At 41.8% G+C, this 14480-nt stretch carries 15 protein-coding genes; 10 read left to right on the forward strand and 5 right to left on the reverse strand.

The genetic code is table 11. The features are described 5' to 3' along the window. Positions 1 to 163 precede the first annotated feature (163 nt). The 3 genes from IGJ42_RS04670 to IGJ42_RS04680 all read left to right on the forward strand — a co-directional run bounded on the left by IGJ42_RS04670 (position 164) and on the right by IGJ42_RS04680 (position 1976). Positions 164 to 625, forward strand: a complete 462-nt coding sequence (locus IGJ42_RS04670; protein ID WP_086332131.1) for a GAF domain-containing protein — start codon at positions 164 to 166, stop codon at positions 623 to 625. 181 nt (positions 626 to 806) lie between these two features. Further along, positions 807 to 1034 (forward strand): hypothetical protein, encoded by a 228-nt coding sequence (locus tag IGJ42_RS04675; protein WP_005237217.1) that lies wholly within the window; start codon positions 807 to 809, stop codon positions 1032 to 1034. 168 nt (positions 1035 to 1202) lie between these two features. Further along, complete coding sequence (locus IGJ42_RS04680; protein ID WP_086332132.1) at positions 1203 to 1976, forward strand: hypothetical protein; 774 nt, start codon at positions 1203 to 1205, stop codon at positions 1974 to 1976. A gap of 81 nt (positions 1977 to 2057) precedes the next feature. On the opposite strand, the gene IGJ42_RS04685 is transcribed toward IGJ42_RS04680, so the two are convergent. Then, positions 2058 to 2396 carry an antibiotic biosynthesis monooxygenase family protein gene (locus IGJ42_RS04685; protein ID WP_086332133.1) on the reverse strand — a complete coding sequence of 113 codons (339 nt, stop codon included), beginning with the start codon at positions 2394 to 2396 and terminating at the stop codon, positions 2058 to 2060. A gap of 709 nt (positions 2397 to 3105) precedes the next feature. Between IGJ42_RS04685 and IGJ42_RS04690 the strand changes: the two genes are divergently transcribed. From IGJ42_RS04690 to IGJ42_RS04705, 4 genes are all read left to right on the forward strand, one after another. After that, positions 3106 to 4767, forward strand: a complete 1662-nt coding sequence (locus IGJ42_RS04690) for a peptide ABC transporter substrate-binding protein (RefSeq protein ID WP_008377628.1) — start codon at positions 3106 to 3108, stop codon at positions 4765 to 4767. Between the two features lie 187 nt (positions 4768 to 4954). Further along, positions 4955 to 6028 (forward strand): dipeptide epimerase, encoded by a 1074-nt coding sequence (locus tag IGJ42_RS04695; RefSeq protein WP_086332134.1) that lies wholly within the window; start codon positions 4955 to 4957, stop codon positions 6026 to 6028. A 21-nt stretch (positions 6029 to 6049) separates the two neighbouring features. Then, entirely contained in the window at positions 6050 to 6961 is a 912-nt protein-coding gene (locus IGJ42_RS04700; protein WP_008377632.1) for a C40 family peptidase, read from the forward strand. Positions 6962 to 6997: 36 nt separating this feature from the next. Continuing rightward, on the forward strand, positions 6998 to 7765 hold the full coding sequence (locus IGJ42_RS04705) for a serine hydrolase (RefSeq protein WP_005237210.1): 768 nt from the start codon (positions 6998 to 7000) through the stop codon (positions 7763 to 7765). Positions 7766 to 7814: 49 nt separating this feature from the next. On the opposite strand, the gene IGJ42_RS04710 is transcribed toward IGJ42_RS04705, so the two are convergent. Next, on the reverse strand, positions 7815 to 8516 hold the full coding sequence (locus IGJ42_RS04710; RefSeq protein ID WP_042890247.1) for a GntR family transcriptional regulator: 702 nt from the start codon (positions 8514 to 8516) through the stop codon (positions 7815 to 7817). A 170-nt stretch (positions 8517 to 8686) separates the two neighbouring features. On the opposite strand from IGJ42_RS04710, the gene IGJ42_RS04715 reads away from it, so the two are divergent. Both IGJ42_RS04715 and IGJ42_RS04720 read left to right on the forward strand, forming a co-directional pair. Further along, a complete protein-coding gene (locus tag IGJ42_RS04715) occupies positions 8687 to 9991 on the forward strand; it encodes a PTS sugar transporter subunit IIC (RefSeq protein ID WP_430615985.1) in 1305 nt (434 codons plus the stop codon). A gap of 15 nt (positions 9992 to 10006) precedes the next feature. Next, positions 10007 to 11422: a glycoside hydrolase family 1 protein gene (locus IGJ42_RS04720; RefSeq protein WP_008377640.1), complete on the forward strand. Its 1416-nt coding sequence runs from the start codon at positions 10007 to 10009 to the stop codon at positions 11420 to 11422. 53 nt (positions 11423 to 11475) lie between these two features. On the opposite strand, the gene IGJ42_RS04725 is transcribed toward IGJ42_RS04720, so the two are convergent. The 3 genes from IGJ42_RS04725 to IGJ42_RS04735 form a co-directional block, all read right to left on the reverse strand. Beyond that, positions 11476 to 12576, reverse strand: coding sequence for a mandelate racemase/muconate lactonizing enzyme family protein (locus IGJ42_RS04725; protein WP_086332136.1), 1101 nt, complete (start codon positions 12574 to 12576; stop codon positions 11476 to 11478). Between the two features lie 509 nt (positions 12577 to 13085). Next, positions 13086 to 13454: an ACT domain-containing protein gene (locus tag IGJ42_RS04730; protein ID WP_005237205.1), complete on the reverse strand. Its 369-nt coding sequence runs from the start codon at positions 13452 to 13454 to the stop codon at positions 13086 to 13088. A 147-nt stretch (positions 13455 to 13601) separates the two neighbouring features. Further along, positions 13602 to 13901, reverse strand: a complete 300-nt coding sequence (locus IGJ42_RS04735; RefSeq protein ID WP_016613909.1) for a hypothetical protein — start codon at positions 13899 to 13901, stop codon at positions 13602 to 13604. A gap of 114 nt (positions 13902 to 14015) precedes the next feature. Between IGJ42_RS04735 and IGJ42_RS04740 the strand changes: the two genes are divergently transcribed. Continuing rightward, complete coding sequence (locus IGJ42_RS04740) at positions 14016 to 14231, forward strand: helix-turn-helix domain-containing protein (RefSeq protein ID WP_034872498.1); 216 nt, start codon at positions 14016 to 14018, stop codon at positions 14229 to 14231. The last annotated feature ends 249 nt before the right edge of the window (positions 14232 to 14480 follow it).

A 14480-nucleotide genomic window follows, 5' to 3' on the forward strand; every position in this document is an offset into this window, starting at 1 on the left:
CAACAAATGATTGACCCAATCGATCAGAATCGATAGCTGCATAGGTTGGCAAGTAGACTGTTTCAGGCAACTTCTTTTTTCACAATTTTTGTTTCCAATACCCAATAATTTAGACAAGACAAATCCTCTGTCTTTGCTTATAATCAAGGACAGAGGTGATAAAATGAATAAAAAAATCGAAGCGTATGAATTGATGCTTCTGCAATTAAAAGGGTTGCTAGAAGCGGAGAGTAATTGGATCGCCAACCTAGCCAACTCTTCTGCTTTACTGAATGAAACATTGGAAGATACAGTGTTTGCCGGCTATTATTTGTTTGAAGAAGGCGAGCTGATTTTAGGTCCATTCCAAGGAAGAGTCTCTTGCACCAGAATCACATTAGGCAAAGGGGTTTGTGGGGAATCAGCAGAGAAAAAAACCACATTGATCGTACCCAATGTCAAAGAACATGAAAATTATATTTCTTGTGACTCAGCAGCGATGTCTGAAATCGTAGTTCCCATGGTGGTTGATGATCAGTTGCTTGGAGTGCTGGATATCGATAGTGGAAAAGCGAACAGCTATGATGCGATCGATCAGAAATATCTGGAAGAATTTGCTGCTTTATTGGTAGCAAGTCGTCAATAAAGTACTTGTTTTTTAATTTTAACTATAAAACAACATAATGTTTTTAAGTGGGGCGTTCATTGAATAATGAACGCTTTTTTTAGTTATTATTTAAAAATGTCGGGCATATTACTTTATTTAATTAAAATTAGATGATAATATGATAATACAATTAGAAAAATGAGTTTTTAAGGAGAGAATTATGGAAGCAGAAACAATTGTATTAGGTAAAGCATATGAATGTAAACCAGTCGGCTTACAAAGCCGCGTGATTGGTGAAGTGGTCAGAAAAATGGAACGATGTGTCGTATTAAATGTGATCCGGTACGATGGGATCGATCATGAAGACATCGAAGAACGTTGCGGACGAGTAGTTGCAAAATACAATGAGATCTATCAACCAGCGCTAGTTGAGTGCTTTTTTAGCTGATCCATTGGTAATCAACCAATCAAAATAAAATGAAACCATGCATGTAAACTAATTCCCTTAAAAAGAGACTGTTTCTCAGAAGCAGTCTCTTTTTTGATTCTTAAACTCAGGTATCTAGCAAAAGAAGTGCTATAATAGGCGAGAAAACAACAGAAAGCAGGGATTAGGATGGAACTAAAAAAGACGATCGTTGAGGAGCAGCAGTTGCTTTTTGAATGGCCGAATGAAGCAGGCCAACTGCAAATTGTTAAGGGAAGTCTAGCACAAGTCAAAGAAAATACTGTGCTATTTTTTATCAAAGACGGCCAAATTTTCTCAGTAGCAGACGATAAAGCCTTTGACGACAAGCTAGAATACGACCGCTTGATGATCCTCACACCATCTTGGGAGATCATGGCTCCTTATTTAGCAGCCTATTATCAAGAACAATATCAGTTAACTAGTGGGTCCAAAGCATCCATCGGCATCCCACAAGAGTTGCAGCAAACCATTGCTGCTAGCGCAAAACCATTTGATCGTTTTATCGATTTTCTTGGCTATGGATCTACGAGCAAAAAGACGACAAAAGAGGCAAAAAAAGGGGGCAAACCAAGACACAAATGGTCAAAAGAATTACAAGATGAACCCTTCATGGTTGACTATCAAGGGAGTAAAGCAAGGGTCTATTGGCAAAAACGCAACGAGGTTCGAATTGAAAAAGGCGCAATTTTGAGTCAAGAGATTCCCTTGAATAAAGACGGATCGGTTGGTTTTTCTGCTCGTTTAGCGGAAAAAATTCGGCAAGAAAACCAAGCGGCGATCAAAGAGGGACACACGATTGAAGACGTTGTATTAAAAAGTGTCAACGAGGTAGGAATGTTTCTTTACTATGGGGGCACCAATGGTTGGCTGCAATTAAAAGATCAGCAAGGAAGAACCTTGAACGAGCGAACGGTGGAGTAGAATTGCCAAGAAGCACAGAAGAAAAAAGCGCCTCTCAAAATGCTCGATCAATCTTTGAGCGTTTGAGAGGTGTTCTTTTCATTAAATAGGAGTAGTAGGTTCTTCATTGATCAAGACAAATTCTTGACCGGTCTTGGACAAAACAAGGTTCGGTTTTGCAGTTCCTTCTTTTTCTGCTCGATACGCCTCTCGGTGCTTTTGCAAATGTTCGGGACGTTTTAACCAAGCTTGAAAGGCTTTTTTCTCGGTCCATTTTGACACCAACTGGAAAACGAGGCTGTCTTTTGATTCTGAAAACCAAGCTTCAGCAGAGTGACAGCCAGCAAATGTTTTCATTGAGGCGGTATCTTTTTTCATTTTAGCAAGAAAGAGTTCTTTTCCTTCTGGAATGACTTCAAAAGCAACGGTACGGATATACATGAAATTCCTCCTTTGACTCGGGACGATTTGGTTTAGTATAGCGCTAATTGAGAATGATTGTCAATTAGCTATGGAATCTTGTAAGCTTTTTATCGATAGTCATTTTTTGATCAAATTCCTCAAAAGCCTTGAACAAATGAAAAAAGTACGTATAATTAATATACGTACTGAAGAGTCCGAAGAGTATTGGAGAAAATGGATACTTGGGGAAGTCTTTCTTTTCTCACGTGCAGTACTCTTCGTTTGTTTAGTGTACCACTCTCATTTTAAAATAGATACGTTTATTTTACTTTCTGAGGAGATTTCTTTTGTTCCTTGAGGTGAAAGCCGAAAAAGTGGGAAGGTTCTGAGAAAGCACTATGAAGACAAAATTTGTGTCTTCTTTTTTTTGCGAAATGTTAGGAAAATAGTGGGAGTTTTTTTATCCATTTTTCTTCGAAATGATGTATAAGAGAGCAGCCAAAGTTCTGATCGCTAGGAGATCAGAACTTTTTTGTGTGGTTTCTTGGAACTACTCCTTTCAACGATATTTAGCATAAAGTCGCTCTTTTCTAATTTTAACATTCAGAAGAGAACTTCTGACACAACTATGTAACCTCTTACATTTTTTGGTCGTGTTAAATTGACAGGCTGCATAAACATGCGGTAAACTCGGTACAACAAACAGAATTTTTTGAATTATCTGAATGTTAGAAGGGGATGAGTAGAAATGGGGAAACGCAGCAAATATGCAGTATCGCTTGTGTTACTAAGCAGCTTTTTTTTAGCAGCTTGTCAAAATGGCAATCAAGAAAACGAGACGGATTCATCAGCAGCTTCTTCCGCAGAGCAAGTGATCAATGTGCAATTTTCGGCGGAGATGGGCAGTGCCGATATTTCTTTAGCAACCGACTCTTATAGCTTTATTACTCTGAACAATGCCTATGAAGGCCTTTATCGCTTGGATGAGAAAAATGTTCCCATGATTGCTGGGGCAAGTGAAGACGCTGAAGTTAGTGAAGATGGGCTGACCTACACCATTTCACTGCGAGAAGAGGCAAAATGGTCGAATGGTGATCCAGTTACAGCGGCTGATTATGTTTTCAGTTGGCAGCGAACGGTTGATCCAGCTACAGCTTCTAATTATGCCTATATGCTGGCACCCATTAAAAATGCGTCGGCTATTTCAGATGGCACGCTGGATAAAAGCGAGTTAGGAATCGAAGCAGTCAATGACCATGAATTGACAATCACGTTAGAAAAACCGACGCCTTACTTTTTATCTTTACTGGCTTTTCCAACCTTTTTCCCACAAAATGAACGTGTCGTGGAGGAATTTGGTGATCAATACGCCTTAACAAGTGAAAACGCGGCGTACAATGGACCATTCCTATTGACCAATTATGCAGGCCCAGGCACCGACATCCAGTGGTCATTGGAAAAAAATCCGGATTATTGGGATGCCGATTCAGTTAAACTTGAAAAAGTTAATTTTGATGTCGTGAAAGACTCATCGACTGCTTATAACTTGTACGAAAGCGGACAAGCCGATGACATTATCTTGAGCGGTGAATTGGCGATGCAGAATGTGAACCATGCTGATTACATTGTTCAGCCTAGTGCAACCACTCAGTATTTAGAAATGAATCAAGCACCAGAAGATTCGCCTTTTCGAAATACGAATCTGCGGCAAGCCATTTCGTATAGTATGAATCGACAACAAATCGTTGACAATATTTTAGGCAACGGCTCGTTACCGGCTGTCGGTTTTGTTCCTTCTGACCTAGCCTTCAATCCAGAGACAAAAGCTGACTTTGTTAAGGATGCGGCAACGACGTTAGACTATGACGAAGAAAAAGCCCAAGAGTATTGGGAAAAGGCCAAAGCTGAGCTGGGGATCGATACGTTGTCTTTCGAGTTGCTGACCTCAGATACCGACCAATCGAAAAAAATGGCGGAATACATTCAAGGAACCTTGCAGCAAACATTGGATGGATTGACTGTCGAAGTCACAAACGTTCCTTTTTCTGTGCGCTTGGATCGTTCAAATAGCGGCGATTTTGAGATGGTCATGAACAACTGGATCGGAGACTATGCAGATCCAATCAACTTTTTGGAATTGTTCAAAAAAGACAGTTCCTACAATCGTGGGAAATGGCTAAATGATGACTACGACCAATTGATCGAACAAGCATCCAATGAAAATGCCAACGACCCAGAAGCCCGTTGGGAAAATATGGTGGAAGCAGAAAAAATCTTAAATGAAGATTTGGGTGTTATACCGCTTTTCCAAAGTGCAGAAGCACATCTGCGGTCATCAAAGATCAAAGGACTTATCGTTCATAGTGTCGGTGCTGCCTATGATTATAAAAATGTATTTGTCGAAGAATAAGTAAAAAAACAATTTTTTCATACATCTACCGACTGACGTAGTCAAACAGTACTGCAGAAAAGAAGAACGCGATTCGAGCGTTCAGCAACTTGAGAACAAGGAATAAAGCCGTTCTTTATCTAGCAGTGAAGAGGAATCATTCATTCCAGCTAGATAAGAACGGCTTTTCTTTTTAGGGGGAACATGAATGATAATCACAGCAGTTGAAACCAAACGAATTCCGATCCAGCTGAATGCACCGTTTAAAACGGCGCTCAGAGAAGTGCACGCCGTCGAAGTGATTCGAGTGTTGCTTTCTTTTGACAATGGGATCGTTGGCATCGGAGAAGCAGCACCTACCGAAGTGATCACCGGTGATACAAAAGAAAGTATTTTAACAGATATCGAAACTGTCTTTGCCCCGTTCCTGTTAGGCAGAAAGGTAGATGCCCAATTGCTGGTAATGGATGAGCTTCATGCGTTGATCCAGCATCATACGAGCCCTAAAGCGGCGATTGATATCGCGTTGCATGATGCACTGGCAAAAGCGGCAAACTTGCCTCTTTACCGCTATTTAGGTGGTTCTGCCAATACACTGACAACCGACTATACGATCAGTGTTGGTTCACAGGAGCAGATGCTGCATGATGCCAAAGCGAAAGTCCAGGCGGGATTTCGCTCCTTGAAAATCAAACTAGGGGTAGGTGCGATCGAAGAGGAGGTTGCGAAAATTCGCTGCATCAATGAACGCTTGGCAGGAAAGATCCCCTTTCGAATTGATGCCAATCAAGGCTGGACCAAAGAAGAAGCGGTGCAGATTTTAGACCAATGGCAAGACATTCCGATCGAGTTTGTTGAGCAACCCGTCAAAGCCAATGATTTTGCTGGACTCAGCTATGTGACTGCTCGGACGACGATTCCGATCATGGCAGACGAAAGTCTTTTTTCCTATGAGGATGCCAAACGTTTGATTGCTGAAAACTGCTGCGATTATATGAACATTAAATTGATGAAAAGCGGCGGGATCAAAGAGGGACAAAAAATTTATCAATTGGCAAAAGAGCATCAAATGCCGGTGATGGTCGGTTCGATGATTGAAGGGTATGGGGGAATGGCTGCAGCCGCCCATTTTGCCTTGGGGATGGCGGATGTCCAATTTTATGATCTGGATGTTCCTTTTATGTGGGAGACCCAAACGACTTCCCCTGAAATGCAAGGGATTCTTCAGCGTCCAGGAAGCTTGAGCGTCACCGAACGCATCGGACTAGGAATCAACGAATAAACAGTTATGAGAGGAGCAAAGATGAAACAAATTGTTCAGGCTGGCTCTTCCTTCTTATGGAAGGAACCCAAAGAAAACAAAGTACTAGCAAAAATCAAAGCATTTCCTTTAGAAGCACTGCACACTTTTTTGACTGATGAAGATACGATGCGGCTTTATCAGGAAAGCTTAGTGGACTCCGAAGTATTATATGGGACGATTGTAGAAGTCATCGCCCAAACGGATGGTTGGTCCCATGTGATCGTCTTGGATCAAATAAGCAATAAACACCCACTCGGGTATCCGGGTTATCTGCCGAACGAGGTATTGAAGCCATTGTCACCAGACTATGCAACAGCCAAAAGAAGGATTGGTGTGATTGCAAAAGAAGCCGTGCTTGTTTTTGACTCGACCACACGACTTGTTTCTTTTGGAACAGTTTTACCACTTGTTGGGGAAACCGCAGATTCCTATCAAGTGGCTACGCCTAATGGACCAGCAACGATCGCTAAAGCTTTTGCTCACGTCCTATCGGACACATGGGCAAAGCTCCCAGAAAAAATAATAGCCTTGGCAGAACAATTTATAAACCAGCCCTATGTCTGGGCAGGCATTAGCGGCAGTGGCTTTGACTGTTCTGGATTCATGTATTCGCTGCATCGACTTCATGGTATTTTAATCCCCCGAGATACGATCGAGCAAGCACAACAAGCAAACATCGTACCTTACAGTCAGGCACAACCAGGGGATCTGCTGTTGTTTGCTTATGAAGAAGGAAAAGGCGAAGTCCATCATGTCGGTCTATATTTGGGGGATGACGAAATGATTCATTCAAGAACACCTGGGTCACGGGTCATGAAAACCAAAATCACTGGCTCTAATTATGAACCAGAACTCGCAGTTGTGGCGCGTTATTGGCAAAACCAGCCGAATGAATCACAGGAATACTCATGAACATTCTTTTCATGATCGTAAGGAAAGGGGCATTTGATGGGAAAAGATGACTTGCGTGTAGCAATTGATCCTATTCTAAAAAACTACCAGGCAACGTTGGAAATGGGGGTATGGATCGGTACGCCAACGGAATGTCTTGTTGACTATCAGGGTCAAAAGTCGTTTTCGGCAGCGAGTATTAGTAAGCTTGTTTTGTACGCGTATTATCTTGAACAAATCATCGAAAAAAAGATCGATCCCCAACAGGTAATTTGTGTGAGCCCTGTTGATCTGACAGGGGGTGCTGGGGTGATCCGTCTTTTTCCTCAGAAGAAAGGTTGGACCATCAGTGAACTTCTCACGGCAATGATCGCCGTATCTGATAATACTGCGACCAATGTACTATTGGACTTAGTAGGGTTGCCCACGCTTCAGGCATGGATTCAGGAGCCGGAGATCCAATTTGAACGGTATATGATGCGACCGATCAAAGACAAAGAGAACCGCTTGACACCCTCGGTGGCTGCCAAACTGCTACTAAGGTGTGTGGAACGAGAAGAAGCTGCACTAGGATTTTCACCTTTAAATCAGCAGCAATTTCAAGATGGATTAGCGGGGAATTTTGCTGAAACTGCGCAGCCTTCTTGCCGCATTTTTAATAAGACAGGTCGTCTTGACCGCATCGAACACGATGTAGCATATTTACAAGCCAATGAAACGACGATCATCATTGCGGCATTTTCCTATGATAAAGCCGGTAGTGGCCGAGGGATCAGTTGGCTAAGAGAAATTGGTCAAACAGTCTATCAGCAGTATTTTAAGTAAAATACGCTGCGTATCGAGTGCCTCTGAGTGAGGATCGATACGCAGCGTATTAATTATTTACAACAATAAAATCCCCCATATCATAGCGGTGCCGTGATTGGGAAAATTCAAAAGGCGTCCCATCGCCGAGGTAAACCGTTTGTTCCACTTCTAAAATGGGATCGGTGGCAGCACAAGCTAAGTATTGCTGGTCGTAGGTGTCTGCACGATCCGCTTTGATACGACGGACAGATGTTCCAATCGAGGAGTGGAGTTGGTTCGTGATGTAGCTATAGACGGAAGAGGCTAAGACTTCTTCGGTAATGCCAGGAATGACATGAAGCGGCATGATGGTATATTCTAAAACAACGGGTATATCGTCAAATAGACGCAAACGAACGATATCATAAATTTGCTGGTCACTGCGAATGTTTAGTTTTTCTTGTTCTTTCTCATCGGGAAAAAGAATGGCAAAAGAAATGATCTTGCTGGTGATCTTTCCTGTTTCTCCAAGGCGCTTGGTCAGCCCGCGATTGATCTTGGCGTTGTAATCGAAGGTTGAATAGGAATCCCTGATAAACGTACCCGTGCCTTTTTTACCGTAAATAATGCCTTCCATTTGTAAAATATTCAATGCTTTTTGAATCGTCACGCGGCTCGTTTGATAATCCGCAGCCAGTTCGGATTGCTTCGGCAATTTTTTCTCTTCTTCGTAAAACCCGTGATTGATTTTGCTCCGTAAATCGGCAGCGATGTCATGGTAGTTCGCCATTTGCTTCACCTCAAAATAATAATAAGTGATAAAACGAAGTATGTAAACGTGGAGCTTTACATACCCTGTTTTAAAGGCTTTTCCTGCGTTTACATTCTTCAATAAATGAATTACATTTGTAATGTAATCGTTTTCCATCAATTGAAGAATAAGGTATAGGAGGGAGTTTTATGCAAGGATTTATGGATCGACTCGCTGACGTTTTGGGAAAATTTGCCAACAGGATCAACAATTTACGCTACATCATGGTCATTAAAAATGCCTTTGCTGCTTTGATTCCAGTAATCATTACAGGGGCATTTGGTACATTGTTTTCAGCAATGGTTTTTGATGCTGAAAATGGATTGGCACAAATCGAGGTACTGCGCTTTTTAGAAAGTTTAAAACCAATCTCATCTGCGGTCAGTTATGTGACATTGAGTTTCTTAACGATCTATGCAGTGTTTTTGATTGGGATTGAGCTAGCAAAACTAAATAAGATTTCTGGGGTCTTTCCAGGAATCATCGCCGTGATGTCTTATCTTTCTGTTAATCCAATGATCTTTGAATTTTTGCACGAAGATGCGACGGTGGTTGCCGAAAACGTGCTGGCTAAGCAATACACGGACACGAAAGGTCTATTTTTAGGCATGTTCGTTGCAATCGTTTCCATCGAGCTTTATGCGTGGCTAGGAAGACAAAAACGGCTGCAGATCACGATGCCTGATAGTGTTCCAGGGAATGTTTCGGCAAGTTTTTCGGCATTGTTTCCAACGATTTTCACCGTGACCATCATCGCCACCGCTGGTTTTGCTATCAAAGCACTCACAGGGATGTATGCCTACGATATCATCTACAATGTCGTCCAACGACCACTGGAAGGAATCGTCCAAGGCTTACCAGGCATCTTGTTGTTGATGTTTATCGCACAAGTCTTTTGGGTCATCGGGATTCATGGGAACCAGATGGTCAAACCCATTCGAGAACCATTGTTGCTGGCAGCGATCGCCGTCAACACGGAAGCTTTTGAAGCTGGGAAAGAAGTACCCAATATCATTACGATGCCGTTTTGGGATATGTATATGAGTATGGGCGGCTCTGGCGTGACGATTGGTTTGCTGATTGCAATTTTGATCGTCGGTAAACGGGAGGACATGCGCCAAATCACTAAATTGTCATTAGCACCTGGGATTTTCAATATCAATGAGCCAGTGATCTTCGGAATGCCAATTATGCTGAATCCCATTTTGGCGATTCCCTTTATCCTGACACCGTTAGTAACAGGAACGATTGGGTACGTGGCGACAAATCTAGGCTTTGCCGCTAAAGCGGTGGTAATGGTCCCATGGCCGATGCCACCGATCGTCAATGCTTATCTAGCTACTGCTGGGGATATCGGGGCTGTGATCACGCAAGTGATCTGTATTGTCGTGGCGATTTTGATCTATCTACCTTTTGTTTTGGTAATGAATCGTACGACCAATGAAGTTGCATAAAGGAGTTTTAAAAAAATGGTAAAAATACCTGAAACATTTATTTTAGGGGCTGCTTCGTCTGCTTGGCAGACAGAAGGCTGGCAAGGAAAGAAAGAAGGGCAAGATTCGTATCTCGACCGCTGGTACAAAGAAGAACGCTTTGTCTGGCATAATGGCTACGGGCCGGCTGTTGCGACGAATTTTATGGAAAAGTTTTCAGAGGATGTTGAACTGATGCAGGAGGTTCATTTGACCCATTACCGAACATCGATCAACTGGGCGCGCTTCTTTACCGACCATGAACAGCTGATCGTTGACGAAGACTATGCTGCTCATATCGATCAGCTTATCGACCAATTGCTTGCGGCTGGCGTCGAACCGATGCTTTGTTTGGAACATTATGAACTGCCAGCTAGTTTGATGGATGCCTATGATGGCTGGAGCTCGCGGAAAGTGGTCGATCTATATACCCGTTATGCCGAAATCGCCTTCGAGCGTTACGGTGATCGAGTCAAACAGTGGTTTACCTTCAATGAGCCGATCGTTATTCAGACTCGTTGCTATCTCGATGCGATCCGCTGGCCCCATGAGCAAAACACAAAAAAATGGATGCTTTGGAACTATCACAAAGTATTGGCGTCCGCCCAAGCGGTGGCTGTCTATCATGAAAAGGGCTACGAGGGGCGCATCGGTTGTGTGCTAAATCCAGAAATGGTTTACGCACGCTCTTCCTCACCGGAGGATCAAAAAGCGCAAAAAATGTATGATCTCTTTTTCAACCGGATCTTTTTTGATCCAATGGTCAAAGGTCATTATCCAGAGGAACTTATCACACTTTGCCAAACCTATGACATCTACTTTGATCCGACAGAAGAAGATTTGGAAACGATCCGCACCCATACGGTGGATTTCTTAGGTGTCAATCAGTACTACCCGAAACGCGTGCGGGCACCACGATATCAATGGCATTCGGATACACCATTTCATCCAGAAATGTTTTATGAGACATTTGATTTGCCAGGAAAACAAATGAATAACTCCCGTGGCTGGGAAATCTATCCGAAGGTCATGTACGATATGGCTAATTATCTTAAAGAAAATTATGGCAATATTCCATGGCTGATCACTGAAAATGGTATGGGGCGGGAAAATGAAGAACAGTATATGGATGCCACAGGTCAAGTCCAAGATGATTATCGGATTCAGTTTATTACCGAACATCTTTACTGGCTGCTAAAAGCCGTCGAGGAAGGCGCCAACTGCGAAGGCTATATGCTTTGGGCATTTACCGATTGTGTTTCACCTATGAATGCATTTAAGAACCGCTATGGTCTCGTCCGAATTGAGTTAAATGAAGAACGGACCCGGTCATTAAAAAAATCAGCCGCTTGGTATCGTTCCCTTATTGATGAACGGTGGCTTCCATTTGAAGAAAAGCCATTGATTCTGTAATAAAAACCCACGATTATTTCCTAAGCCTAAAGGAAATAATCGTGGGTTTTCAGTTAAAAGGGTTGTTTATGAGGAGCAAGTTTCTCCCAGTCAAATATGACACCAATCCCTGGTTCTTCTGGTGCAATCGCACGGCCATCGGATGGATCGATCACTAATGGTCTCGTGGTGTATTGATCGATTGGAAAACTGTGCATTTCAAGATACCCAGCATTAGGCATCGCCGCCAGTAGACTGACGTGTAATTCCTGCATGCCATGTGTAGAAACAGATAAGTTACTTGTTTGTGTTAAGGCAGCAATTTTCAACCAGCCGGTGATCCCACCGCAATTGGAAGCGTCGGGTTGTGGAAAATCGACATTGCCATATTTGATCATATGAGCAAACTCAATAGGGGTGCGCAAGTTTTCCCCGCCTGCGACTGCAATTTGCCCTTCTTTAGCGATACGAGCGTAGCCTTCGTAATCTTCGGGGATTGTTGGTTCTTCAAGGAACAAAATGTCATAAGGCGCCATCAGTTTGGCGGCTTTGATCGCTTTTTCAACAGACCAGCTCATGTTGGCATCCACCATAAAGACAACATCGGGACCAATCAATTCTCTGACCGCTTTTATTCGAGCAATATCTTCGGCAAGTGTTTTTTGGCCCAATTTGATTTTGACCGCTTTTAATCCCATGTCTAAATATTTTTGATTATTGGCTAAGAGTTTTTCAAGAGAAAAGTTTAGATCGATCGCACCACCATAGCATTTGACTTTGTTACTTGCGCCGCCTAAAAGTTTGTAGAGGGGTTCTTGTGCTTTTTTCGCGCGTAAGTCCCATAAGGCAATATCACAAGCCGCAATGGCGAAACTCGCTAAACCGCCTCTGGCAACATAGTGAATGCCCCAGTTCATCTGATCCCACAAGGCCTCCACACATGCTGGATCTTTCCCTAAGAGGATTGCTTTTAGTTCTTTGTCGATCAGTTTGGCAATCGATTCGCCACCGAAGCCACCAGAATACGTATAGCCCACACCTTCACGTCCCTCATCAGTAACGATCTTGACGATAGGCACTTCAAAGTGGGTGTGTAAGCCGTGCTTCGCATCTTCCATGATTTCCGGAAGAGGTATCCGATAATACGCTGTTTGTACATCTGTAATTTTTGCCATTAAAAATCCTCCTCAAACTAATGTTCACGTGTGCATTTTAATGTTAACGTTTGCATATTCATGTTAGCATGGGAATGCGAGATTGACAAGGCTGAATTTCCTCAAATTCAAAACTTTAAAAGAAGGAGGATCGCTATCGAAGGGATCGCATCTCATCAACTGATGCTTCACGTAACGATTTAGAATATAAACAGATATAGGGAATATTAGCTAGAAATGAAGTGAAACCCCTATAAATTGTCACAAAATAGCATTTTGTTTATTTTTAAAGCATAGTTATTGAATAAAAATCATTTTTGTATTATGATTATCTTAACAACGAGCAATGAAGAGTACTGGGGAAAATGAAAGCTTGGGGAAGTCTTTTATTTGGGATACCCAGTACTCTTATCTTTCTTCAACGACAAGTGAAATACAAAAGAACGACTGAACTTCTTTGGTTCAGTCGTTCTTTTGTATTTCATAAAGCGATCGAGAGTAACTTGTAGTAAGGAAGAAAAAGTTTTTTCTCAATTGACAAAAGAATAATCATTGGCGGTTAAAACAGTACGAGCTTGTTCTACCTGATGCTCCTTGATTAAAATATAATCAGTATTGAAGGTAGAAACAGCAAAAATACTGATTGACTCCTCGGCTAGAAGGGAAGAGATTTTTGCAATAATGCCAATCAAGCTAAAATCCAGCACACCAATTATTTTCATCGCTTTCCATCCATCTTCTCTGTTTAGCGTTTCAGCTGGAACGTTTGCAGTTGGTAACACCAAAGAAAGTTCTTCTGACGTATGGGCAAAAAAAAGAGGAACAATCTTCAGTATCGAAGGATCAATACTCTTTACTTGGATGACAGAAAAAGAGGGAGCCAGTAAGGTTAGTTTCATCTAATCACGTCCTTCGTTTGATGCTTTCATCATATCAAATGGGAAGAACTAAGGGAATAAGCTGTTAAACATTTTCAATTATCAAACCAATTAGCAAAGAGAACGATAGTCTATACCTTGATAGGAGCTCAACCTATCGTTCTGGTATTAAACTTTTCTTCGAGTCTTTAAATCACCAATCTGGAGTTCCAGTTTTTCGAGGGAGCTACCTAAGTCTGTGAGAAAAACATGGAATAATAAGGAGCAGGCATGATAATCTCGGATGATTTTCTGCTTATTCACGGGTCTTTTTTTGTCACTGAAAAATTTTTCTAATACACCGAGTGGTTCTTGCCAAGATTTCAATTGCTCCAAAGTATCTCCTAAACCATATATGTCCTGGTAGCTAATTTCTTTTACCGGCTGCTTATTACTCGTCTTAATACCCATCTTTTCTATTTCTTTCAACGTAACGCCTCCATTCTGATTTTATTGATGTTTGTATAGACACCATTTTTAATCCTATTTTACTATATGATGTCTCTAGGAACAACATCTGTTTGCAGAAAAGGTGGGGAACACATGAACAGAAGAATAGAAATAGGCTTAAAAGAGCTTGTAAAAAGCCGAGGAATTTCTCTAAGAGAGTTAGCACGCTTATCGGATATTGAACCTTCGATTATTAATAAGCTGGCAAATGGAAAACGAGAGAAAGTTTACCTTCAACATATTGAAAGAATCGCTAATGCATTAGAAATTGACGATATTTCAGAAATTATCAGACTCACGAAAAAATAACTTTTTGAAAAGTAGGCTAAGGCAAAAAAGAGAACACTTAGAATATCGTAATCACACTGTAGCGACGTGACTATTCTAAGGTTCTCTTTGTTTTTATATCCTATAGAAATCAGAGAAGGCGACACAGAAGGATTTAGGAAGCACGCCAGCGGACGGCATCACTTCTAGCCCACCACTTTTCGGAGTGGCGGGATTTTTTTTGCGTGCTTTTGAAAAAACTATTTAGATTGGTAGTCAAATAGTGTCACA

Origin of the sequence: Enterococcus sp. DIV1067f (assembly GCF_050543505.1) — a bacterium.
Classification (GTDB): domain Bacteria; phylum Bacillota; class Bacilli; order Lactobacillales; family Enterococcaceae; genus Enterococcus_D; species Enterococcus_D entomosocium.